Consider the following 25407-nt stretch of genomic DNA (forward strand, 5'->3'; position numbering starts at 1 on the left):
ATTATTCTCTTTTTCTAGTAGTTCGTTGCTCAATTCTTTTCTCAAATTTCTCTCCTTTGAAGATGCGTTGCACCATAATTCCCGGAATATGAATTTGATTGGGATCAAGTGAACCAACTGGTAATAATTCTTCTACTTCGGCTATAGTTATTTTTCCAGCGCCAGCCATACATGCGTTAAAATTTCGAGCGGTTCCTTTGAAAATAAGATTCCCTGCTTCGTCACCTTTCCAAGCTTTTACTATGGAAAAATCAGCTTTGTAGGCCAATTCCATGATGTGCATTTTTCCATTGAATTCGCGTACTTCTTTGCCTTCGGCAACTTCAGTTCCATAACCTGCAGGTGTAAAAAAAGCTGGAATTCCAGCTTGCGCCGCTCTACATTTTTCTGCTAAAGTTCCTTGAGGTGTTAATTCTACATCCAATTCGCCCGAAAGCATTTGACGTTCGAATTCAGCGTTTTCACCCACATAAGATGAAATCATTTTCTTAATTTGTCTTTTTTGGAGTAATAAGCCCAATCCAAAATCATCAACACCAGCATTATTTGAAATACAGGTTAAGCCAGTTGTCCCTTTTTTTACCAATTCGGCAATGCTATTTTCGGGAATACCACAAAGCCCAAAACCACCAAGCATAATGGTCATGTTGTCCTCTATGCCTTGCAATGCTTCTTGTACAGAGTTTACTTTTTTGTTTATCATTAGTTAATTTTTAGCCTCTCGTCTTTTGGACGAGACGGGAATCAGCTCTAAATTTTATAATCCAAATTCTTCGGTGTTTTGTTCTTCTTCTATAGGAACAGCAGTTGAATCTGGAATGGTATCTCTTTTGCGCTCGTAGCAGTCTACTTTTATAGAAAGATTATCGGGTCTTTGGAATGGATCTTTGGAAACTTGCAAGTCCTTGTCTTCATAACATTTCTTCATCATATAACCCCAAATTGGTAAAGCGGCTGTTGCACCTTGACCATAAGTTATTCCTTTGAAACGTGCAGAACGATCCTCACAACCAACCCAAACGCCAGTTACAAGATTTGGAACCATCCCTATAAACCATCCATCGGATTGATTTTGAGAAGTTCCTGTTTTACCCGCAATTGGATTGGTAAACATATAAGGATAACCTGTCCATCGGTTATCACCACTTCCACCACCTTGTGTTCGTAGTCTTACACCAGAACCAGTTTCGGTTACTCCTTCTAATAATTTAATCACCGCATAGGCAATATCTTTATTTAACACATCATGCGACTCTGGAACGGGTTCATAGAGCACAACGCCATTTTTATCTTCAATTCTGCTAATAAACTGTGGTTTGATATACACGCCTTGATTGGCAAATGTACTGTAGGCGGCAACCATATCTTCAACCGTAATATCAACGGCACCTAATGCTATTGATGGCTGTGCTGGAATTTCAGATTTCACACCCAATTTTTTGGTCATAGTAACCACGGCTTCTGGACCAGTTTTATCAATTAATTTAGCCGAAACCGTGTTGATGGAAAGTGCTAAGGCACGTTTTAAAGTTACCATTCCTCTGTATTGTCTATCAGAGTTTTTTGGTTCCCAATCTTCGGTTACATTATGTCTTCCTTTGTGAATCATAAACGGACTATCGATAATTGAGTCGCATGGAGACATTCCTAATTGTTCTATTGCTGTAGCGTAAACAAATGGTTTAAAAGTAGAACCTACTTGTCGTGCACCTTGTCCAACGTGGTCATACTGAAAGTATTTATAATCAATTCCACCAACCCAAGCTTTGATGTGTCCTGTTTGTGGTTCCATTGACATTAATCCGGCTTGCAAGAAGTGTTTGTAATACCTTATTGAGTCAATCGGTGTCATTGTAGTATCTATTTCACCTTTCCATGAGAAGATTTTCATTTTGGTTTTTACACTAAACGAAGCTATAATTTCTTCATCCGTTTTGTCCAAATCTTTCATTACTCTCCATCTTTCAGAGTTTTTCATGGCTTTGTCCATAATGCTTTTTGTTTCAGCATCGGTAATATTGACAAATGGCGCGTTCTTATTGGTTTTTTGTTCATTGAAAAACTCTTGCTGTAAATTTTTCATGTGCGCTTGAACTGCTTCTTCAGCATGTTCTTGAATTTTAGAATCTATGGTCGTGTAGATTTTCAATCCATCACTGTATATATCATAATCACCACCATCTGATTTTTTATTTTCTTTTACCCAATTCTTCATGTATTCTCGAAGAAATTCCCGAAAATAGGTTGCCGTTCCTTCTTTATGACTCTCGGGATGAAAGTGTAAAATAATGGGTTGTTTTTCTAAAGTGTCTTTTGCTTCTTCGCTCAAAGCACCGTTTCTAACCATTTGACCTAAAACCGTATTTCTTCTTAAACGAACTTTTTCTAATCGACGCAAAGGATTGTAAAGCGATGGATTTTTTAGCATACCAACAAACATAGCTGCTTCATCAATGGATAAATCGCGTGGCTCTTTACCAAAATAGACTTTGGCTGCAGAACGAATTCCAACAGCCGTATTTACAAAATCAGCTTTGTTGAGGTACATAGCTATGATTTCGTTTTTGGTATATTGTCTCTCTAGTTTGATAGCAATAATCCACTCTTTAACTTTTTGAATAATACGAAAAGGCTTGAAACTAGAACCTTCGCCATGAAACAATAATTTAGCTAATTGTTGGGTCAAGGTACTTGCACCACCATTAGCGCCTAATCTTAAAGCAGCACCAAAAGTTCTTCGTGCATCAATTCCTGAGTGTTCGTAAAAGCGCTCGTCTTCTGTGGCTACTAATGCTTTTATAATACTTGGTGGTAAATCTTCAAATTTAATTGGGGTTCTATTTTCGTTATAGAATTTCCCAATCGTTACACCATCAGAAGAAATAACTTCGGTGGCCAAATTTGATTCAGGATTTTCTAAATCTTCAAAGGAAGGCATACTGCCAAAAAATCCCCATGAAGCTAAAGTGAAAAATAAAATCATTATTCCAAATCCATACAAAAACAACTTCCAAAATTTATTTTTGTAGTAGTTGATATCTTTGATGGTTGTATTCTTTTTATGTGCCATAATTTTTATTCTACAGATTCTATTCTGAAACCTACATCAGAAACACCATCTAATGATGCTACACCTGCTATTTTGCCGGTTTGTCTCACTGCGTGTTTAATGTGAATTTTATAAATTCCTTTTTGAGTGAAACTCACTTTATCTTTATAAAACAGTTTACTTTCTTTGATGTCTGTAAATCCATCTCCAAGAAGCGTGCCATCAGGATTGGTCATTTGGTATTCTAAAGTATCTACTTTTATTTTTTTATTGGGTTGTTCTAAAGAAACAATTAGAAACAAATTGTTAAACGGATAATCATCATTATCTCTTATATTAACATACAAATTATACATTTTTTTGGGGTCTAATTTTGGCAATTCAAAGGTAACAATACTGTCTTTGTGCCAAGATTTCCCAACAGATTTGTATTCGTCAAAAACTCTCTTTTTGTCACAAGAGGTAACCAAAAGCAATAGTAAAACAAGAAGGATGCTATTTGTTATTTTCATTCTTTTTAACAATTATAGGTCTTTTATCTTGAGGCTTTTGGTTCTGACCTTTATTTTGTTCAGAATTCTGATTATGGGTTTTAGCCTTATTTTTATTTCTGTTTTTATTTTTGCTTTTTCTTGGTTGGTCGAATCGAGTTAAACTCTCTTGTCCCATCGCATTATTGAAATCTTTTTCAGGTTCAGCAACAATTTCAATAGCAAAATCTTCCAGAGAACTCACTTTTATGCCTTGCTTGTTTTGGGCTACAATTTCTTTTACTTGCTCTATTTTTAATACATGCCAATTGGCAAAATTATCAAAATAAGCAAACCACATTAGCCCTTTGAAAATATCTTGTTTTTGACAAACAGCATCGCCTTTCTCGGTTTTTAATTTGGTTTCAAAATCTGGAAAACCTTTTAAAGCATCCATATAAGTGTCTAACTCATAGTTTAAACAACACTTTAATTTACCACATTGTCCTGCTAATTTTTGTGGATTTAAAGACAATTGTTGGTATCGAGCTGCAGAGGTATTCACACTTCTAAAATCAGTTAACCAGGTAGAACAACACAATTCTCTTCCGCAAGAACCAATTCCACCAAGACGTGATGCTTCTTGACGGAAACCTACTTGTTTCATCTCGATTCTAGTGCTGAATTCGCGAGCGTAATCTTTGATTAACAATCTAAAATCTACTCTATCGTTTGCCGTGTAATAGAACGTTACTTTTGAACCATCACCTTGAAATTCAATATCAGAAATTTTCATTTCGAGTTTGTGAGCAATAGCCAGTTCGCGGGCTTTGACCTTCATAGGCTCTTCTTTATCTCGAGAGTCGCTCCAAATATCAATGTCTCTTTGAGACGCTTTTCGGTATATTTTTGGAATTTCATTGCTAGTATGATTTACTCCTTTTTTCTTCATTTGAATTTTTACCAATTCACCTGTAAGGGTAACAATTCCAACATCATGACCTGGAGAAGCTTCTGTAGCCACTACATCGCCAATACTTAAGGTAAGTTTTTCGGTGTTGCGATAAAATTCTTTTCTACCGTTTTTGAAGCGTACTTCAACACAGTCAAAAGGAGTTTCACCATTGGGCAAACTCATATTGGAAAGCCAATCGAAAACCGTTAATTTGTTGCAGCTATCGGTGCCGCAAGTCCCATTATTTTTGCATCCTTTTGGTGCGCTACCATCAGATGTTGAACAACTTCCACATGCCATAATTTGAGTATATATTGATCGTCCCAACTTTTAATTAGAACTACTAGACAAAACGTTTAGAGCGTAAAGATAGTATTTTTTCATTTAAAGTTTCAAGAGGATTTTTTGCAACTAATGTTAAATAAAAAAACCTATTCCGATTGAAATAGGTTTTGAAAAAAGTTTTAGAAATTTACTAAGCTATTATTTTGAATAATTTATCCGATAATCGAATTCTGAAAGGCAAATGCATCGTGACTTTATCTCCAATGGTGGCATGATTTGACTCTTTCCCGTTGACAAACATTTTTTCAATCAATATTTCTTCATTTCCTGTTGTTGGTCCAGAAATTAAGATTTTATCACCAACATTCAATTCGTTATTTTCTATGATAAAAAGACCCACTTCAGCTTTCACGTAGTAATGTTCGGCTTTACCAATAAGGACTTTTTTAATTTTTATTTTTTGACGGATATCGGTTGTTTTTTTGGCTGTAGCCAATGATTTATCGCCCAATTCACCCGAATGTTTGAACAGTAACTTATCTGATTTTCCTTTTCTGAATACCTTATTTCCAACTTGTTTTCCTCTACGAAGTTTAACCTGTTCGGCTAATGGTAAATGCGTAATTTCTAAACATTCTGTTGAGCAACAATTTTCCATTGCTGCTTTGCAATCATCACATTGAATAAATAATAAATGACAACCGTCATTCAAACAATTGGTGTGATTATCGCAAGGTTTTCCGCATTGATGGCATTGCGAAACAATATCATCAGTAATTCTTTCCCCTAAACGATGGTCGAAAACGAAGTTCTTTCCAATGAATTTACTTTCGATATTTTCTTCCTTGATTTGTTTGGCATAATTGATAATTCCACCTTCTAATTGGAATACATTTTTAAAACCTTGATGTTTAAAATAGGCTGACGCTTTCTCACAACGAATTCCTCCGGTGCAATACATTACCAAGTTTTTATCTTCTTTAAAATCTTTTAATTGTTCGTTGATAATGGGCAAACTTTCTCTAAAAGTTTCCACATCGGGAGTTATCGCTCCTTTGAAATGCCCAATTTCACTTTCGTAATGATTTCTAAAATCGACTACAATCGTGTTTGGATCTTCTAAAATCTGATTGAATTCGTTGGCCTTCAAATGAACGCCAATGTTGGTTACATCAAAGGTTTCGTCGTTCAAACCATCGGCTACAATTTTGTCACGCACTTTTATAGTCAATTTCAAAAAAGAATGGTCATCTTGTTCAACGGCTACATTTAATCGAATGCCTCGCATAAAATCGTAGGCTTCTAAAGTGTCACGAAAAGCTTCCATATTTTCGGCAGGAATACTCATTTGAGCATTAATCCCTTCTTTGGCAACATAGGTTCGACCAAGAGCATCGAGTTTGTTCCATTCGATAAATAAATCGTCGCGAAATTTTTTGGGATCTTCAATTTTGGCATACGCATAGAAAGATAAAGTCAGTCTTTGTTTGCCGGCTTGGTCAATCAGCTCGGCTCTTTCTTCTGCGCTTAAGGTGTTATACAGTTGCATGCTATAAACGTTTAAGTGAGAAATATTTTTTGAATTCTAAATGGAAGAATTCGGTGCAAATTTAGCCTTTATTTTTAGGATTTAAAACAGCGAGAATATATTTTTATCTTTTAGAAAAACGAAAATTCAAAGTAGATTTAATTATATTTGAAATAAAATACAAAATTGTGATTAATAAATGAAGCAATCATTTTTATACAAGTTTAGAACCATGTTTTCATCAGATGGAAGAAAAACCAAGTCTGCAATTGCAGATGGAATGCTTTTATTAATGACTGTGATTAGTATTTTTGTCATTCCAGTTTTACCTAATGAACACTTCAATTTACTGTATACTTGTTCAGTGATGGGAATTATTATCTTTTCTGTTTTATCTCTTAAAAAAAACAGTAAAATAATTAAGGGCTTTGCTGTTTTTACTACAACTTTTATTTGGGTTGCTTATTTTGTTGATCTTGAGTTTATCAGAACAGGTTTTCGATTTGTGAATTTCTTTTTCTTTTTATTTCTTGTTTTTAGTTTAATAAAACAAGTGTCATCAACGGGCACTGTTACATTTAAGGTGTTAGTTGACTCAATAACTGCGTATTTATTATTAGGATTTGCTTTCTCTTTAATGGTAACATTTATTTCATTAAACATTCCAAATGCTTATAATATTAGTCATGTTAGTGATTTTAATTCTGGATTTGTATTGACTATACAAAATAACATTTATTACACTTTTTCGACATATACTACTACAGGATATGGTGATATTACACCAACTCATCCATTATCAAAATCATTGGCAGTTCTCATTAGTGTTTCTGGACAACTTTATGTTGCGGTTATTATATCCATGTTGGTTGGAAAATATATCTCTTTTAAAAAACCACCTCAATCAATTTAGATTACGGCTTCTTCCAAATGGATTAAAAATAGAGATTAGTAACTATTTATTTTAACATAAATAAGGTTAAATTTGTATGTAAACAACTTAAAAGTGTTACTATGTTAAATGCTTTTTTAATAGGACTATTAGCCACTTCATCACTAGTCTTAGGAGGAATAATAGCCATTCGTTTTTCATTAAGTAATCGTGCCATTGGAATGATTTTGGGTTTTGGTGCAGGAACATTAATTTCTGCCGTATCCTATGAATTAATTTTTGAAGCAGTAAAAATGAGTGTCGGTTCAGGATATACTGCTTATGGTTTTTTTGCTGGAGCAGCAACATTTTTTTTGGCGGATAAATTAATTGGAAATTTAGGAAACAAAAACAATAACAAGGATGTACATTCCAATAGTTCGAGTTTAATAATTCCCATGGTGTTAGCTATTATTCTTGATGGAATTCCTGAGTCTATTGTTATTGGTTTAGGAATTTTTGAAGGAGGAAAAGTAAGTATGGCTATGCTTGTAGCGGTTTTTATTTCGAATTTACCAGAAGCTATTGCAGGATCAAAAGGGATGAAAGAAGGTGGATGGAGCAAGAAAAAAATATTGTTTTTGTGGTTATTTATTTCATTGTTTTGTGCCTTGTCTACAGTTGCAGGTTTCTCTCTTTTCAGTGGTGCATCAAACGAATGGCTTTCTTTTATTCAAGCTTTTGCTGGTGGAGCAATTCTGATGATGCTTGCCAATTCTATGATACCAGAGTCCTATGAACACGGAGGAAAATTGGCTGGTGTATTTACAGTACTGGGTTTTTTTGTTTCGGTTTCAATAATAGTTTTTGAAAACTTACATTAATGATGGGAAGCTAAATCTAAATATTAGTTTTCGTCATAAATTTTAAAATTAAATGTTGTTACCACTTTGATTGATATTTATTTTTCTATGAGAAAAAATAGCGTAAAGAACTGACAAACAAAACAAATGTAATGAAAAATGAAATTAATACTGGTGTGAGCAACTAAGTGCCAAGTATTATTTTTCTTAAGTATTTTTTTAAAATCTTAATAAAATCTTAAAATTAATTTATTAACTTTATACTATAATTTTAACAACACCAACCCTATGAATACAATAAACAATATTAAGATTTTATTTTTTGTTACCGCTTTCTCCGCTTTCTTTGTTTCATGCAAAAAGGAAGTTGCCCCAGAAGCAAAACCCCTAGAAGTTTCAGTTGTACAAGTTTTGCAACAAGATGTAAATCTTGAGTCAGAGTATACGGGACAAACTTTTGGACAATCGGATATACAAATTAATCCTCGAGTTGACGGAGTGATTGAAAGCTTGAATTTTAAAGAGGGAAGTGTCGTCACTAAAGGAGAGTTGTTATACACGATTGATCCATTACCTTATCAAGCCAAATTAAGCCAAGCTGAAGGAGCTTTGGCTGAGGTAGAAGCAAGATTGGCAAAAACCAAGTCAGATTATGATATGATGGTTCCTTTAGCCAAAATGAATGCGGTAAGTCAAAGAGAATTAATAGCGGCAAAATCGTCATACAATGCTTCGTTAGCGTCTTTAAAAGCATCCAAAGCAAATTTAGATAACGCAAGGATTGAATTAGGATATTGTAGAATTGTAGCACCAATTTCTGGATTGATAGGAATATCTAAAGTTAGACAAGGTGATTATGTTCGACCAGGAGCAACATCCGTTTTAAATACAATTTCAGATTTGGGAGATGTTAGGGTTCGTTTTACTATGAGCGAACAAGAATATCTTCGAATATTTAGAGAAGTTAGTAAAAAAGACTCTAGTCTAAAAGGTGCTGGAAAAACCGTTTCCTTAACATTGTCAGACGGTTCACTTTATTCAGAAACGGGTAAAATTAGTTTTGCCGATAGACAAATAGATCCCACAACTGGTGCTGTTACTTTTGAAGCTGGATTTGCAAATCCTGACAGATTAATTAGACCAGGTCAATATGTAAAAATAGGAGTAGTGACAGATATCCGAAAAAATGCACTGCTAATTCCTCAGCGTTCTGTAATTGAAATGCAAGGAATATTTCAGGTTTATGTTTTAGATAAAGATAATAAAGTTGAAATGAAAATTATACAAGTTGGTCCAGCATACAAAGATTCGTATGTTGTTATTGATGGATTAACTGCTGATGATAAAGTGGCAATGGGAGGAACTTCCTTATTGAAAAACGGAAGTGTCATTACACCGAAGTTGACAGAATGGTCTCCAGGAAAAATAGAAAAATAATCAGCGCTAACTAAATAATTTAGAAACATTATCATGGGAGAATTTTTTGTTAGAAGACCGATTGTAGCGATGGTAATCAGTATCATTATTGTGATATTAGGATTGTTAGCGCTTCAGAAAACACCAATATCACAATATCCAGATATTAATCCTCCAGTTGTAAAAATCACCACTAGTTTTACAGGAGCTAATGCTTTGAACGTAGAGCAAGCAGTTGCAACTCCTATTGAACAAAAAGTGAATGGTGTAGAGAATATGTTGTACATGAAGTCTATCAATACATCTGATGGAGCTTGTACTATTGAAGTAACTTTTGATGTAGGAACTAATTTAGATAATGCCAACATGCTTACGCAAAACCGGCAAAATCAATCCTCACCTTTTATGCCTTCGAGTGTAAAACAACAAGGTGTAGTAGTTAAAAAATCATTGTCTTTTCCAATGATGTTATTTACCCTCACATCATCCAATCCAAAATATGATGCCAAGTTTTTGAATAACTATGCGAGTATCAATATTGTAGATCAATTAGCTCGTATAAAAGGAGTTGGAGAAGTTGCCCTATTTGGAGGAAGTGATTACTCCATGAGGATTTGGTTGAAAGCCGATGTAATGAGTAAGCTTGGTGTTACAGTTGAAGATGTAAAGAATGCATTGAACGCTCAAAACATGATCAGTCCTGGAGGAAAATTTGGAGCAGAACCCGCGCCACTTGGAACCGAATTCACCTATGGAGTTACACTTCAAGATCGTTTGGTTACTGAAAAACAATTTTCAAGTATAGTTGTTCGAAGCAAAGAAGATGGAGCTCAAGTTTTGTTAAGTGACATCTCTCGAATTGAATTAGGAACAGAGAATTATAGTTCCTCTGCCCGAAGAAATGGTTCGGCAAGTGCTGCAATCACGATGTATCAAATGCCGGGAAGTAATGCATTGGAAGTGGCAGAAACCGCAAAGAAAGCCATGAAAGAAATGTCAAAAAAATTTCCTAAAGACATTGCTTACCAAGAATCATTAGATACTACACTTGCTATTACTGCTGGAGTTGATGATATAGTACACACACTTTTTGAAGCGATTATTCTCGTTATTTTAGTTGTTTTTATATTCCTTCAAAACTGGCGTGCAACATTAATTCCGTTGATAACAGTTCCTGTTTCATTGATAGGAACTATTGCTGTTTTCCCATTATTAGGATTTTCAATTAACACTTTATCTTTATTAGGATTAGTGTTAGCCATTGGAATTGTGGTTGATGATGCGATTGTGGTGGTTGAAGCTGTGGTGCATCATATTGAAAAAGGGAAAACACCAAAAGAAGCAACTATACAAGCCATGAAAGAAGTTTCAGGACCTGTAATTGCTATCGCATTGATTTTGTGTGCGGTATTTATTCCAGTAGCGATGACACCAGGAATTACAGGCCGTTTTTACCAACAATTCGCCATAACGATTGCGGTATCGGTGGCATTCTCTGCATTTAGTGCTTTGTCCTTGAGTCCTGCTCTCTGTGCCATGTTATTAAAACCAACAAAACCTGTTGAAGAACAAACGGGTTGGTTGTCTAAATTTTTTGCAGGATTCAATAGAATTTTTGAGAAAGTAACAGGAGGTTATTTAAAAGGAGCTACTTTTTTTGCTAAAAAAGGATTTCGAATTGTGGTTTTATTAGCAGTAGTAATTAGTGCTGTTGCTTTGTTAGGTAAAAAAATTCCATTAGGATTTATTCCAGAAGAAGATCAAGGTTATGTTTTGATTAATATTGCATTGCCACCAGCATCTTCATTACAACGTACTGACGAAATTTCAAGAAAAGTGGATGGTTTTTTAAAAGAAGAAGAGTCCATACTTTCGTATACTACAATCAATGGATTTAGTATGTTGACAAATTCGTATCAGCCTAATAATGCGTTTATATTTATCTCTTTAAAACCATGGGAAGAAAGAACTGAAACAGCGAAACAATTAGTGGATAGGTTAAATAAAAAACTAGCAACCCAAATAACAAACGCAACCGCTTTTGCTTTTGGCCCACCAGCAATTCAAGGTTTAGGTGCTTCTGCTGGGTTTAGTTTAATGTTACAAGATAGAGGAGGAAATTCTCCACAGTATTTAGCTCAACAAACACAAGCTTTTATTGCCGCGGCACAAAAAAGACCCGAGATAAAAAGAATTTATACTACTTTCAATGCTGGATCACCTCAAATAAAATTAGAGATTGATAATGATAAAGCGATGAAATTAGGCGTTCCAGTTTCAAAAGTTACCGAAGCATTAGGTGCTTTTTTGGGTGGAACTTATGTAAATGATTTTAATCGTTTTGGACGACAGTATAAAGTGTATTTACAAGGTGAAGCGACAGATCGTGTTAAACCAGAAAACCTAAATTTGATTTATATAAAAAATAACAAAGGCGAAATGTTGCCTATATCCACTTTGGTTACTGCGACAAAAGTTGCCGGACCAGATTTTACTAATCGACTTAATTTATTTAGGGCAGCAGAAATTGGAGGAAGTCCAAATGATGGCTACAGTAGCGCACAAGCTTTAGATGCCTTAGAAGAAGTAGCTGCTGCAACTTTACCTGCCGATATGAGTTATGATTATATAAACCTTTCTTACCAAGAAAAAAATTCTCCAAGTGGCGGTACGGTGTTTTTAATGGCGTTAGTATTTGTATTTTTAATTCTTGCTGCACAATATGAAAGTTGGAAATTACCATTTAGTGTATTATTGGGTGCGCCACTAGCTGTTTTTGGAGCGTTTTTAGGATTATTTTTAGCACGATTTACAAGTGATGCTTATGTAAATAATGTGTTTGCCCAAATTGGATTGGTATTACTCATTGGATTGGTGGCAAAAAATGCCATCCTTATTGTTGAGTTTGCTAAAGAAGAATATGAAAAAGGAAAACCATTATACGAAGCTGCAATGGTTGCCGCTAAACTTCGTTTTCGTCCAATATTAATGACTGCTTTTGCCTTTATATTAGGAGTAGTTCCTTTATTAACTGCTACTGGTGCTGGTTCTCAAGCTCGTATTGTAATGGGAATGGCAGTATTTAGTGGGATGTTAATCGCTACAGTTTTAGGAGTATTAATTGTTCCTGGTTTATATGTAATGATTGAAAAAATTGGAAGCAAGAAAAATGAAATAATTGAAGCCGAAAATAGTATAGAATCTAATACTACAAATCATGATTAAGAATTATAAAATACTAATTGTCATATTGATTCTCGCTTTACTTCCTATGGGTTGTAAAGTTGGACCCAAGTATGATCGCCCAGACATGGCGAATAACCCTTTAAAATATCAAAATCAAGGAGCTAATGCTAAAATAAATGACTCTGTTGCCAATGTAAAATGGTTTGATATTTTTGATGATCCAGTTTTAAAAGATTTAATTCAAAGCGGACTTGATAATAATTACGATTTGAAAATTGCACTAGCTAGAATTGAGCAATCAAAAGCCGTTCTTGGAATAACGAAAGCCGATTTGCTTCCAAATGTTGGATACAGTGGCCAAATTAACAGTAAGGAAACAGTAGCTTTAAATACAAGTTTGGTGGCTACGATGTCTTGGGAACTTGATTTTTGGGGCAAAATAAGACATGAAACAGGTGCTTTAAGAAGTGAATTATTGGCATCAGAAGAATCCAGAAAAGTAATTGTGTCTAATTTAGTAGCAGAAATAGCGGCTACTTATTTTCAGCTCAGAGATTATGATAATCGATTAATCATTGTTCAAAGAACTATTGAATCAAGAAAGAAATCAGATGAAATTATAGGGCAACGCTTTGAAAAGGGATATGTTTCTCAACTGGATAAAGTACAAGTGGAACAACAAGTGGCTATCGCTGAAGGAACACTACAACAAATTAAAAGAGCAATTACGCTATTAGAAAATTCATTAAATGTTTTAACGGGTCAAATGCCAGGAACAATTCCACGCGGAAAATGGAATTATGAACAAACAGTTAATACTCAAATTCCAGTAGCTTTACCTTCAACATTACTTGAAAACAGACCAGATGTCAAACGTTCAGAGCTAGATTATATCGCCGCAAATGAGCGTATTGGAGTGGCTCAAGCAATGAGATTTCCGTCTTTTAATATTGCTGCTTTTGCTGGATTTGCAAGTCCTGAAATTTCTAAAGTTTTTGACAGCGGTTCCTATATTCAAAATGTTGGCGGAGGTGTATTTGGTCCAATTTTCAATTTTGGAAAAAACAAACAAAGAGTGGTTTTGAACAAACAAATTGCTGAGGAAACTAAATTAAATTATAAAAAGGCCATCTTGGCTGCCGTTGCCGAAGTTGAAAATTCCTTGGTAGCAGTAGATACTTATAATGAAGAATGGAATGCGGCTTACAGACAAACTGAATCTGCTAGAACGTATTTAAAATTATCTCAATCAAGATATGATAACGGATATACTTCCTACTTAGAAGTATTAGATGCTGAACGCTCTTTATTTGATTCTGAGTTGAATTTATCTCTTTTATCAGAAAAGAAATTATCTTCAGTAATGCAACTTTACAAAGCTTTAGGTGGAGGTTGGTAGTAATTGAAATATAAAAGAAGACATAAAAAAACCACCTTTTGGTGGTTTTTTATTTAACAAAATTCAGCGTAAGCATCTTTCAAGTTTTCTGCAATCATTTCTGCTGGACGACCTTCAATGTGGTGACGTTCTAGCATGTGAACCAATTCGCCGTTTTTGAACAAAGCCATACTAGGCGATGAAGGAGGAAAAGGAAACATATGTTGACGCGCTGCATCAACTGCATCTTTATCGACACCTGCAAAAACAGTTACTAAATGGTCTGGTTTTTTAGCGCCATCCAAACTCATTCTTGCTCCTGGACGTGCATTTCTTGCCGCACAACCACAAACCGAGTTAACAACTACAAGCGTTGTTCCTTCTGCTTTAATTGCATTTTCTACGTCAGCCGCAGTGTATAACTCTTGAAAACCAACTTCCGCCAACTCGGCACGCATTGGTAATACCATTTCTTCTGGATACATAATTACAAATATTAGATTTTAGATATAAAATTTTAGATTTAAAAAATCCATTGCAAAGATAATGAGAAATCTAGAGGGAACTTTTAAAGAGTTCATAAAGATTTGTTATGTTTACATTTCAAAAATTAATTTTATGGATTTTTTAGAAGGACTAGATAGTTTTTATTTGAAAATAGGATTGTTGATTATTTTTTTTATTGGGTATTTAATTATTCAACGTAAAAAAGATTTAAAATTTACGTTGCAGTACTTATTACTTTCCTATGGTATTGGTATTTTATTGATTTCCACTTCTATTATACATATTTTCCCAGGATATCCTTATGAAATTTCAGATTTAGAAAATAAAAAAAGATTGCTATACCATTTGCAAAAAAACAACGAAGCACTTGCTCAAATGACAGAAGCTTTTCGTGATATGGCTTTTTTAACTTTTATAATGTTCACTACAATTATCAGTAAAATAATAAAGCATTTTAAAATAGATGATTCGGTGGAATAAGTCTTATTTTCTGTTCTTCATTCGACTTTTCAATACATTTTCAACATCTTTCAAACATAATCCTTTGGCTTTCAGTAAAATCAAATAATGAAACAGCAAATCGGCAGCTTCGCCCAAAAATAAATCTTGGTCATCATCTTTGGCTTCAATAACTAATTCAACCGCTTCTTCCCCTACCTTTTGGGCGATTTTATTAATTCCTTTTTGAAATAAAGACGCTACATAAGATTCTGAATTTGGATTTGAAATGCGATCATCGATAATATTCTCTAGTTCATTTAGAAATGAAATTTTGGCTTCATTGGCAAAACAAGAAGTCGTTCCGTTGTGGCATGTTGGTCCGTTGGGATTGACTTGAATCAACAATGCATCTTGGTCGCAGTCTTCTTTTATAGAAACTACTTTTAAGAAATTCCCCGAAGATTCACCTTTGGTCCACAACCTATTTTTACTTCTACTGAAAAAAGTCACAACGTGTTCATCTTGCGTTTTTTGCAACGCTTCTTCGTTCATATAACCCAACATTAAAACTTGTTGCGTTTCGTTATTTTGAATAATTACAGGAAGTAATCCGTTGTTTTTTGAGAAATCTACATTCATCTGATAGGAATATTTTTATTTTTTAAAACGTTTTTTAATTGGGTAATCGGCACTTCATTAAAATGGAAAATACTCGCTGCTAATCCAGCACTGACTTCTGTTTGGGTGAATAATTCTATAAAATGCTGCGCGTTTCCTGCGCCACCAGAAGCAATTACTGGTATAGAAACTGATTTGCAAATCGCATCGGTTATTTTTACTGCAAATCCGTTTTTTGATCCATCATTGTTCATTGAAGTCAATAAAATTTCTCCAGCACCAAGTTGTTCCACTTTTTTTGCCCAATCAATAGCTAAAATTCCAGTTGATTCTGTTCCGCCTTTGATAAAAACAAACCATTCATTTTCAACTTTTTTGATATCAATAGCAACAACCAAACTCTGACTTCCAAAAGCGTCTGAAATTTTCGAAATCAATTCTGGATTCAAAACTGCTGCCGAATTAATACTCACTTTATCGGCACCAGATTGCAACAACAGTCTAGCATCATCAACCGATTGAATACCACCGCCAACCGTAAACGGAATGTTGATTTCTTTGGATAATTGCGTCACCATTTCGGCTAACGTTTTTCTTTTTTCTAAAGTTGCACTGATGTCTAAAAACACTAGTTCGTCTGCTCCGTTTTTAGAGTAGAATGAAGCTAACTCCACTGGATTTCCGGCGTCTTTTAGTTCCAAAAATTGAACGCCTTTTACCACGCGTCCGTCTTTAATATCCAAACACGGAATAATTCTTTTCTTTAACATAATTCGCGTAGATTTTCGATTTTTATAGTGCCTTCATACAATGCTTTCCCGATGATGGCACCTTCACATCCGATGGTTTTCAATAGTTCCAAATCGGAAATTGTAGTCACGCCACCGCTGGCAATTAAATTGACTTTTGTTTTTTCTAAAATTGTAGCATATAATTCATTAGAAGTTCCTTGTAGCATGCCGTCTTTTGCAATATCCGTACAAATTACAGTTGAAATTCCTTTTGAAACATAGTCAGAAATGAAATCAATAACATCCAATTCTGAATTTTCGAGCCAACCTTGAGTAGCAATTTTTCGGTTCAAACAATCAGCACCCAAAATTATTTTTTCGCTTCCAAATTCAGTTAGCCAGTTTAAAAACTCACTTGGGGTTTTTGCCGCAATGCTTCCTCCAGTAATTTGATTGGCTCCATTTTCAAAAGCTATTTCGAGGTCTTTCCGTTGTTTTAATCCGCCGCCAAAATCGATTTTCAATTTGGTTTTGCTAGCAATTTGATACAACACTTTATGGTTGACAATTTGCTGTGATTTGGCTCCGTCTAAATCTACTAAATGCAAATATTCGATACCGTTGTCTTCAAAATATTTAGCAACTTCCAACGGATTTTCGTTATATATTTTTTGTGTGGCATAATCGCCTTTTGTCAATCGGACGCATTTTCCGTTGATGATGTCTATAGCTGGAATGATTCTCATAATTTCAAAAAATTTAATAAAAGTTGCTCGCCAACATTAGATGATTTTTCGGGATGAAATTGTGTGGCATAGAAATTATCCTTTTGCATGGATGCACTAAACGGAACGATATAATCACAAATTGCTGAAGTTTCGTTGCTTATTTCGGCATAATAGCTGTGTACAAAATAGAAATCTTCGTCGGATGAGATTCCGTTATACAATTCAGAATTCAATTTTGAAATAGTATTCCAACCCATGTGTGGTACTTTCAATTTGGGTTCAAATTTCTTTACCGTTGCGTCAAAAATTCCTAAACAGTTTGTATTTCCTTCCTCCGAAAATTGACACATCAACTGTTGACCAAGGCAAATTCCCAAAACGGGTTGCGTTAGGTTTTTAATCACCTCATCCAACCCTTTTTCTTTCAAATATTGCATCGCCGAACTAGCTTCGCCAACACCTGGAAAAATTACTTTTTGGGCTTGTTTCAAAATCGTTTCATCATCGGTCACGATACAAGAATAACCCAATCGTTCGACGGCATTTTTCACCGAAGTGATGTTGCCTGCGTTATATTTCACTATTGCTATCATAAAATTCCTTTAGTGCTTGGAATGCCATTGGTACCATCTTTTTGAACTGCCATTTTTATTGCTTTCGCAAATGCTTTAAAAATGGATTCTATTTTGTGGTGTTCGTTTTCGCCTTCACTTTTGATGTTCAAATTGCATTTGGCACCATCACAAAACGATTTAAAAAAGTGAGAGAACATTTCAGTTGGCATTTCACCAATTTTTTCTCTGTTGAATTTAGCATCAAAAACCAACCAAGAACGACCGCCAAAATCAATTGCCACTTGCGATAAACAATCGTCCATTGGCAATAAAAAACCATAACGTGTAATTCCTTTTTTTGAACCCAAAGCTTGTGAAAAAACATCGCCCAATGCAATACCTACATCTTCAATTGTGTGGTGTTCGTCCACATATAAATCGCCTTTTACATTGATGTTTAAATCGATATTTCCGTGTTTGGCAATTTGGTCGAGCATGTGGTCAAAAAAGCCTAAACCAGTGTTGATATTGCTTTTTCCGCTGCCATCCAAATTGATTTCGATAGCAATTTCGGTTTCTTTTGTCTTGCGAATTAATTGAGCAGTACGAGGTTGTTCCTTCAGAAATAGATAAATTGTTTCCCAAGAAGTAGTCGATAAAATTGCTCGTTCATTGGTTGTAGCCGAAATAAATATCGCCTGACTTCCTAAATTTTCTGCTAGCTGTATATCGGTAACTCTATCGCCTATTACGAAAGAGTTTTTCAAATCATAATTACCTTTGATGTATTGTTGCAATAGAGCTGTTCCGGGTTTTCGTGTAGGCAAATTTTGTGCCGCAAACGACACATCAATAATCACATCCGAAAATCGAATGCCTTCGTTTTCAAACGCTTTTAGCATCTTATTTTGTGCTGGCCAAAAGGTGTTTTCTGGAAACGAATCCGTTCCCATTCCGTCTTGATTGGTCACCATCACCAATTCATAATCGAGTTCTTTGGCAATGCGTGATAAATACTGAAAAACTTCTGGATAAAACTCCAATTTTTCCAAACTATCGACTTGAAAATCTGTTGGCGGTTCGATAATTAACGTGCCGTCACGGTCTATAAATAATACTTTTTTCATGACATAACTAAATTTAAAGCATACAATAATTGTTGATTTTCTCTAGGTGTTCCAATAGTAATTCGAATGGAATTTTCGACCACCGAACTACGGTTGCGTGTGATGATTTGTTGTTCAATCAAACTGTTATAAATGGCGTTGGCATTTTCCATTTCCACCAATAAAAAATTGGCTTCTGAAGGATAAATTTTAGTAACAAAATCCAATGTTAAAAGTGATTGTTTCAGCAATTCCCGTTCCGATTTTATAAGTTGCACATTCGATTTGAAATTGGCTTCGTCGGCAAGCGATTGCACCGCGGCTTCTTGGTTTAACTGGCTAATATTATAAGGTGGTTTTACTTTATTCATGACAGAAATAATAGTTTCATTGGCAAAAGCAACTCCAACTCGAACTGCCGCTAAACCTCTCGCTTTGCTGAACGTTTGTGACACAATTAAATTAGGAAATTGCTTGATTTTTGAAACCAACGAAGGTTGCTCACTAAAGTCGATATAAGCTTCGTCTAAAAACACAATTCCCTTGAAATTTTCGATAATATATTCTAGATTTTCTAACGAATTTCCAGTCGGATTGTTAGGTGAACACAAATATAAAATTTTGGCCTTTGTAGCTAAAATGGTTTCGGTATTCAACTGAAAATCTTCGGTTAATGGAATTGAAATAATTTCTAGGTTATTAATATTTCCATAAACTTCATACATACCATACGTTGGCGGACAAATGATTATTTTATCTTCATTGGGTTCACAAAAAACACGTTGTACCAAATCGATGATTTCATCGCTTCCGTTGCCAATTAAGATATTTTCAATTCCAACTTTCTTCTGACTGCTTACCATTTGTTTCAAACGCCATTGGTAAGGATCAGGATAGCGGTTTAGATTCCCAAACGGATTTTCATTGGCATCTAAAAAAATACCCAGATTGCTTTTGTACTCATCGCGCGCACTCGAATAAGGTGTGAGTGAGAGAATATTTTTTCGAATTAAATTAGTGATATTAACCATTTTGTAATTTTTTTAATCGGATGGAAACCGCGTTTTTGTGTGCGTCTAACTGTTCTGCTGCCGCCATAATTTCTATAGTTGGTCCAAGGTTTTGAATGCCTTGTGATGTGAGTTTTTGGAAAGTAATTTTTTTCACAAAACTGTCTAACGAAACGCCACTGTAATTCTTCGCATACCCATTAGTTGGCAACGTATGATTGGTTCCGCTGGCATAATCTCCAGCACTTTCGCAACTGTAATTTCCAATGAAAACGGAACCTGCGTTTTCAATGAATTTGATTTTATCTTCTGCATTTTCGATAGCTAAAATCAAATGTTCTGGGGCGTAAAAATTACTGAATTTAATTCCGGTTTGAATGTTTTCAAAAACCAAAGCGCGACTGTTTTCTAGTGCTTTTTCTACAACCGATTGTCTTGGTAAAATGGCTTTTTGACTTTCGATTGTAGCAACAACTTTCGTTACAATTTCTTCGGAATTGGTAACTAGAATCACTTGGCTGTCATCGCCGTGTTCGGCTTGGGAAAGCAAGTCGGAAGCCACGAATTCTGGGTCACAAGTTGCATCGGCAATTACTAATAATTCACTTGGTCCAGCAGGCATATCAATGGCTACTCCTAGTTGTTGTGCATATTGTTTAGCAGCTGTTACGTATTGATTTCCTGGCCCGAAGATTTTTAGAACTTTTGGAATTTCATCAGTTCCAAAAGTCATAGCAGCTATGGCTTGAATGCCTCCAACTTTATACATTTGTGTTACGCCAGTCAATTGTGCAGCATATAAAATGGCAGGATTGATGTTGCCGTTTTTGTCTGGTGGCGAACATAAAATAATGTTCTTGCAACCCGCAATTTTTGCTGGAATTGCCAACATCAAAACCGTTGAAAAAAGCGGTGCTGTTCCGCCAGGAATATAAATCCCGATGGTATCAATAGCACGGTTTTCTCTCCAACAAAATACGCCCGAGGTGGTTTCAATTTTAGTTGGAATTTCTTTTTGAGCACTGTGAAATTTGGAAATATTTTCGGCTGCCATTTGTATGGCTTTTTTTAATTCAGCTGAAATTGATGCCATAGCTTTTTCAATTTCAATTGGTGAAACTGCGCAATTTTCGATGGAAACACCATTAAAATAATTAGTGTATTTTTTCACCGCATTGCTTCCGTTTTTTTGGATATCATTAAAAATAGCTCTCATTGTTTCGTTCAAATCGGCTGTTGCAACGGTTTTGCGTTGTGCCAATTCAGTCCATTGTTCAGGGTTTGGATTTAGGTATGTTTTCATGTTTTCTTCTATTTTATCGTATCATTTTTTCTATCGGAATAATCAAAATTCCCTCTGCACCAAGATTTTTGAGTTGTTCTATAATTTCCCAATAATCGTCTTCCTGAATTACCGAGTGTAAACTGCTCCAATCTTTATCTACAAGAGGAAGAATAGTTGGCGATTTCATTCCGGGTAGTAATGAACAAATGCGTTCGATAGCAGAATTTGGTGCGTTTAACAAAATATATTTGTTTTGTTTTCCTTCCCGAACGGCTTGCATTCTGAATAATAATTTATTTAAAATAGCTTGATTTTCTGCCGTCAGATTGGGATTGGAGATTAAAACAGCTTCGCTTTTTGTTACGGTTGCCACTTCTTTCAAACCGTTCATTAATAGTGTACTTCCAGTGCTGACGATGTCAAAAACGGCATCGGCTAAACCAATACTGGTTGCGATTTCAACGCTTCCGCTAATTTCTTCAACGAAAACAGTAATGTTGTTTTTAGTAAAAAAATCGGTTAGAATTTTAGGATAACTTGTAGCGATACGTTTTCCTTGAAAATAATTTAAATCGGTATAATTTTCATCTTTTGGAATTGCCAAAGACATTCTGCAACCCGCAAAACCCAATTGTTGGATAATTGTAACGAGTTTGTCTTTTTCCCAAACTTCGTTTTCACCGAGAATTCCAATATCGGCAACACCTTGTTCTACATATTGCGGGATATCATCATCGCGTAGGAATAGAATTTCAATAGGGAAATTTTGAGCAACCGCTTTTAATTTTCGCTCACCGTTAGAAATTTTGATACCACATTCTTCTAGAAGTTGGAGTGATTTTTCACTCAGTCGGCCACTTTTTTGAACCGCAATTTTTAAAGTATTCATTTTAGATTTGGATAAAATCTGAATGTACTGCGGATGGCTGAAAAACAAAAAACCGTCTAAGTACACTCAGACGGTTTTTAATTATAAGTATATACAATACATCATTAACTCGCCTGTTTGCAAGAATGATGATGATGGATTTGTGAAAAAAATGTGTTCATTGTTTTATTTTGTTGAGGCAAACTTAGACATAACTTTTAACTATTTAGTTACTTTTTACAAAGTTTAACATTTGTGTAAGTAGATTTATTTAAACAATCTAAGGAATAATGCTTTTACAAAAGGAAGTGTTGGACATTTCCAAATGACATGTAAATCTTCCCAAAAGGAGGTTTCTTCATCTAGAAATTTAAAGATTACGGTTGTATTTCCTTTTTCAAACATGGATGAAAAAATGGTTGAGCCCAATTCATTTTTTTTATCCAAAATATCTAGCAGTAATAAATCATAGAACCAAAATTTGTCCGATTTATGGAATTTTCTCAGGTCTGTTTCTTTTAAAAGAAATTGAACCAAAGCTTTTGATTTCTTGATAGTATTTGCAAAAGTAAAACCTGTACTAGCTTTTGTCCAACCTCCAGCAGAACCAATATTAAGAATGTTTTTTGAGTTGTGTTTCCAGAAAGGATAACAGGTCATAGGAATATTACCTTGTTCTTTTTTGATGATTTCGTATTCTGTAATTCCAAGTTTTTGGATGTATTTTTGAATTTCGTTTTCATATTCATCTTTGGAAAGTAAATCCTTCGAAAATAAAGTATATTCTAGTAAAGCTTCGGTTTTCGACGTTGGCAAAACATACATGAATCTGGTGTTTCCTTTTTGTTCTACTGAAAAATCCATGAAAGTAGCAGAATCAGGATTGAAAACAGCTTCCTTACTTTTGATAAACCAACCGATGAAATGCTGATGTAAAAAAGGATATTTTGATTGATTTTTAACTAAATCAGGGTTGAATATAGAGTTGAAAATTTGGTTGCAAGTATAACTTTCAGTTTCAGTTTTAACAACACAATGATTTTCTAATGCTGAAAAATAAATTACTTTTTGATTTACAAAACGAATAGTTGAATGTTTAGAAATTAAATCAAAAACTTGATTATAAAAATCTAAACCTTCAATCATTTTATATTGATACGGCTTTAAATCTAAATTTCTTCTAAAATTTTTATCTGCAAAAAGTGCTGAGTTCCATTTTTTTGAAATAATTGGTTCCATTAAATCTCCGTCATCCCAAAAACACCAAGTTCTGTCGTTACTTTTTTTTGGGTTTTCATCCAATAACAAAATGGTTTTATCATTAAATTTTCCAGATAAAATCATCTCATAAACCGTCATCAATGCTGATAAACCTGAGCCAGTAAAAATGTAATCATAGTGTTGCATGGTTCAAAAGTAATGATTCTATACCTTATAAAAAACCAAACAGATGTTAATCAATATGGTATCTCAATCCTAAGAAAAAGCGAATTCCTTGATTTGGTCCATAAGCATATGTTGGGTCAAATGTTAAACCATATGGATTTTCGGCAGTTGGAATTGCGTTTCCATTTCCATCAAACTGCACATTTTGATCAAATGGATCATTGGCACGTGCAATCAAAAAGGGATTGCCTTTATTTGGTGTCCAGTTAAAAAGATTTTTTACGCCCGAATAGATTTCAAGATTATGAAATTTTTTATAGGTAAACTGAATATTTTGAATACTAAAAGGAAGCGAATATTCGCGTCGTGGGTCAAGTTCACTTAACAAAGGCAAACGCATTGGACCAGTAAGATTTCCGGTATAATCAAAAGACAAAAACCATTCAGGAATTTCATAATTAATTGCCCAATTCAAGGAATATTTTTCAGTAAACAAAGGGATAAAAGATACGCCATCTTGCTCAGTGAATGGGTCAAAATAACTGGCGCCAATCGTAGCTTTTAAACCAAAAGGCGATATCCAATCGGCATTGGCACTCAATCCAAAGATTTTGGAATAACCATTCAAATTATCATAAACAATCTGATTGGGGTTGAGGTCATAATTCGCAAATATGCGATTGGTAAAATACGTATACCAAGAGGACATTTCTAAATTTATTATTCCTAAATTCTCTAACTTATATTTTTTCAAGTAATTTAAATTGATATTATACGATGTTTCCGGTTCTAAATTATCGACTAAAACAACTTCTCTTGCACCAGATAATGCTTGATGGTCTTCAGTAAAAAGATTGACAACTCTAAAACCAGTTCCAAAATTCAATCGCAAAATATCATTTTGTGTTGGCTTCCATTTAAATGCAACTCGTGGCGTAAAAATTGAACCATGAGCAGAGTTATAATCGTAGCGTGAACCCAGAAGAAGGCCTGTTTTTTCTGAGAATTTTATATCGTCTTGCACAAAAAGGCTATAAATTTTGGAATGGTCAGAAGTTGCAGTTGCTGGTGTGTTGTCGTTATAAAATTGATACCTAAAAGCACTTCCAAAAAGGAGCGAATGATTTTTTATATTCTTATCCCAAAGGAATTGTCCGAACCCAATTTTTTGATTGGCTAAATAAAAAGAATTGCCATAAACCGAATTTTGTTCATGGCTAATCAAAGAAAATTGGAGGTACATTTTTTCTTCAACAGGTAATTGGTATTTTCCTAAAAGTTCATATCGCGAGGTGTAAATACTTTCTCCATACACTTCTTCGCCACCGCGAAAACTCTTGTTCCATTGCATTTCGCCACCCCAACGATCTTCATACAAATAGCGAGTTACAATGCTAAATTCTTTTTCCGATTTCCGGTTGATATTCCATTTACTAAAAACAGAAATTCGGTTTTGTAGCGCCATATCAGTAAAATTATCGTTATTGTTGTCGATAGGATTATTGTAATAGAAATAATTGACACCAAAAAGCGCATCCACTTTTTTACCAAAGGTTGCTTTATAACCCAGATCAATATTATTTTCTAGCCAAGAAGTAGAAAACATATCGGCAGTAAATAAATAGGCGGTTTTTGTTTTTTTTGTAATAATGTTAATCAATCCGCCAACAGCTTCGCTACCATAAAGCGTGGAAGCTGCACCTTTTACTACTTCTATTCTATCAATCATCGAATTGGGAATTCCCGACAAACCATATACAGTTCCGAGCGCACTAACAATAGGCATTCCATCAATGGTTACCATAGTATATGGTCCGTCAAGGCCATTTATTCTGATGTCGCCTGTGTTGCAAACATTACAGTTATTTTGAGGACGCAAGCCATTTACATTTTGCAGAGCATCAAAAACATTACTGGTAGGATTTTGTTTTAAAAAAGTAGACGTAATTACCTCAACAGGAACTGGCGTTTCTAATCGTTTTACTGCTTTTAAAGTTCCCGAAACAACTACTTCATCTAGTTGCAATTCTTTTTTTTCTGTTTCAGATAGCGTGTCGGTTTTTGTTTGAGCGATAGTATATTGAACGAAACAGAATAGTAAGAGTATTATTTTTTTCATTTATAAAATAAAAATTTAGACAAAACTAAAAATAAATTTTAATTACTAAGTAA

22 protein-coding genes are annotated in these 25407 nt (G+C 34.6%); 6 read left to right on the forward strand and 16 right to left on the reverse strand.

Going from position 1 to position 25407, the window contains the following annotated elements; all coding sequences use genetic code 11:
- Position 1: 1 nt before the first annotated feature.
- The 5 genes from ACSVH2_RS02760 to trhO all read right to left on the reverse strand — a co-directional run bounded on the left by ACSVH2_RS02760 (position 2) and on the right by trhO (position 6308).
- Positions 2-703: a CoA transferase subunit A gene (locus ACSVH2_RS02760; RefSeq protein WP_438091633.1), complete on the reverse strand. Its 702-nt coding sequence runs from the start codon at positions 701-703 to the stop codon at positions 2-4.
- Between the two features lie 54 nt (positions 704-757).
- A complete protein-coding gene (locus tag ACSVH2_RS02765; RefSeq protein ID WP_438091634.1) occupies positions 758-3070 on the reverse strand; it encodes a penicillin-binding protein 1A in 2313 nt (770 codons plus the stop codon).
- 5 nt (positions 3071-3075) lie between these two features.
- A complete protein-coding gene (locus tag ACSVH2_RS02770) occupies positions 3076-3561 on the reverse strand; it encodes a gliding motility lipoprotein GldH (protein WP_438091635.1) in 486 nt (161 codons plus the stop codon).
- A complete protein-coding gene (locus tag ACSVH2_RS02775) occupies positions 3545-4774 on the reverse strand; it encodes a PSP1 domain-containing protein (RefSeq protein WP_438092252.1) in 1230 nt (409 codons plus the stop codon). The genes ACSVH2_RS02770 and ACSVH2_RS02775 overlap by 17 nt, the downstream gene beginning before the upstream one ends.
- A 175-nt stretch (positions 4775-4949) precedes the next feature.
- Complete coding sequence (gene trhO, locus ACSVH2_RS02780) at positions 4950-6308, reverse strand: oxygen-dependent tRNA uridine(34) hydroxylase TrhO (RefSeq protein WP_438091636.1); 1359 nt, start codon at positions 6306-6308, stop codon at positions 4950-4952.
- Between the two features lie 178 nt (positions 6309-6486).
- On the opposite strand from trhO, the gene ACSVH2_RS02785 reads away from it, so the two are divergent.
- The 5 genes from ACSVH2_RS02785 (at position 6487) to ACSVH2_RS02805 (ending at position 14022) form a co-directional block, all read left to right on the forward strand.
- Positions 6487-7200, forward strand: a complete 714-nt coding sequence (locus ACSVH2_RS02785; RefSeq protein ID WP_438091637.1) for an ion channel — start codon at positions 6487-6489, stop codon at positions 7198-7200.
- A 101-nt stretch (positions 7201-7301) separates the two neighbouring features.
- Positions 7302-8042 (forward strand): ZIP family metal transporter, encoded by a 741-nt coding sequence (locus ACSVH2_RS02790; RefSeq protein WP_438091638.1) that lies wholly within the window; start codon positions 7302-7304, stop codon positions 8040-8042.
- Positions 8043-8309: 267 nt separating this feature from the next.
- Positions 8310-9458 (forward strand): efflux RND transporter periplasmic adaptor subunit, encoded by a 1149-nt coding sequence (locus ACSVH2_RS02795; RefSeq protein ID WP_438091639.1) that lies wholly within the window; start codon positions 8310-8312, stop codon positions 9456-9458.
- A 33-nt stretch (positions 9459-9491) separates the two neighbouring features.
- Positions 9492-12662: an efflux RND transporter permease subunit gene (locus ACSVH2_RS02800; protein WP_438091640.1), complete on the forward strand. Its 3171-nt coding sequence runs from the start codon at positions 9492-9494 to the stop codon at positions 12660-12662.
- The gene (locus ACSVH2_RS02805; RefSeq protein WP_438091641.1) at positions 12655-14022 is read left to right on the forward strand and encodes an efflux transporter outer membrane subunit; all 1368 of its coding nucleotides are present in this window, start codon (positions 12655-12657) and stop codon (positions 14020-14022) included. Before ACSVH2_RS02800 ends, ACSVH2_RS02805 begins: the two co-directional genes overlap by 8 nt.
- Positions 14023-14075: 53 nt before the next feature.
- On the opposite strand, the gene ACSVH2_RS02810 is transcribed toward ACSVH2_RS02805, so the two are convergent.
- On the reverse strand, positions 14076-14486 hold the full coding sequence (locus ACSVH2_RS02810; protein ID WP_438091642.1) for a BrxA/BrxB family bacilliredoxin: 411 nt from the start codon (positions 14484-14486) through the stop codon (positions 14076-14078).
- Positions 14487-14619: 133 nt separating this feature from the next.
- Between ACSVH2_RS02810 and ACSVH2_RS02815 the strand changes: the two genes are divergently transcribed.
- Entirely contained in the window at positions 14620-14988 is a 369-nt protein-coding gene (locus ACSVH2_RS02815; RefSeq protein WP_438091643.1) for a hypothetical protein, read from the forward strand.
- 3 nt (positions 14989-14991) lie between these two features.
- On the opposite strand, the gene hisIE is transcribed toward ACSVH2_RS02815, so the two are convergent.
- The 10 genes from hisIE to ACSVH2_RS02865 form a co-directional block, all read right to left on the reverse strand.
- Positions 14992-15588, reverse strand: coding sequence for a bifunctional phosphoribosyl-AMP cyclohydrolase/phosphoribosyl-ATP diphosphatase HisIE (hisIE, locus tag ACSVH2_RS02820; protein WP_438091644.1), 597 nt, complete (start codon positions 15586-15588; stop codon positions 14992-14994).
- Entirely contained in the window at positions 15585-16337 is a 753-nt protein-coding gene (hisF, locus tag ACSVH2_RS02825; protein WP_438091645.1) for an imidazole glycerol phosphate synthase subunit HisF, read from the reverse strand. Before hisF ends, hisIE begins: the two co-directional genes overlap by 4 nt.
- Positions 16331-17044 (reverse strand): 1-(5-phosphoribosyl)-5-[(5-phosphoribosylamino)methylideneamino]imidazole-4-carboxamide isomerase, encoded by a 714-nt coding sequence (gene hisA / locus ACSVH2_RS02830; protein WP_438091646.1) that lies wholly within the window; start codon positions 17042-17044, stop codon positions 16331-16333. The genes hisF and hisA overlap by 7 nt, the downstream gene beginning before the upstream one ends.
- Positions 17041-17619, reverse strand: a complete 579-nt coding sequence (gene hisH, locus ACSVH2_RS02835) for an imidazole glycerol phosphate synthase subunit HisH (protein ID WP_438091647.1) — start codon at positions 17617-17619, stop codon at positions 17041-17043. The genes hisA and hisH overlap by 4 nt, the downstream gene beginning before the upstream one ends.
- Entirely contained in the window at positions 17616-18707 is a 1092-nt protein-coding gene (gene hisB / locus ACSVH2_RS02840; protein WP_438091648.1) for a bifunctional histidinol-phosphatase/imidazoleglycerol-phosphate dehydratase HisB, read from the reverse strand. The genes hisH and hisB overlap by 4 nt, the downstream gene beginning before the upstream one ends.
- Positions 18704-19717, reverse strand: coding sequence for a histidinol-phosphate transaminase (gene hisC, locus ACSVH2_RS02845; protein ID WP_438091649.1), 1014 nt, complete (start codon positions 19715-19717; stop codon positions 18704-18706). Before hisC ends, hisB begins: the two co-directional genes overlap by 4 nt.
- Positions 19710-20999, reverse strand: a complete 1290-nt coding sequence (hisD, locus tag ACSVH2_RS02850; protein ID WP_438091650.1) for a histidinol dehydrogenase — start codon at positions 20997-20999, stop codon at positions 19710-19712. Before hisD ends, hisC begins: the two co-directional genes overlap by 8 nt.
- Positions 21000-21012: 13 nt before the next feature.
- Entirely contained in the window at positions 21013-21870 is an 858-nt protein-coding gene (gene hisG / locus ACSVH2_RS02855; RefSeq protein WP_438091651.1) for an ATP phosphoribosyltransferase, read from the reverse strand.
- A 246-nt stretch (positions 21871-22116) separates the two neighbouring features.
- A complete protein-coding gene (locus ACSVH2_RS02860) occupies positions 22117-23256 on the reverse strand; it encodes a lycopene cyclase family protein (protein ID WP_438091652.1) in 1140 nt (379 codons plus the stop codon).
- Between the two features lie 46 nt (positions 23257-23302).
- Positions 23303-25354 carry a TonB-dependent receptor plug domain-containing protein gene (locus ACSVH2_RS02865; protein WP_438091653.1) on the reverse strand — a complete coding sequence of 684 codons (2052 nt, stop codon included), beginning with the start codon at positions 25352-25354 and terminating at the stop codon, positions 23303-23305.
- Positions 25355-25407: the final 53 nt, after the last annotated feature.

It is taken from the genome of Flavobacterium sp. RSB2_4_14 (genome assembly GCF_051547085.1).
Classification (GTDB): Bacteria; Bacteroidota; Bacteroidia; order Flavobacteriales; family Flavobacteriaceae; genus Flavobacterium.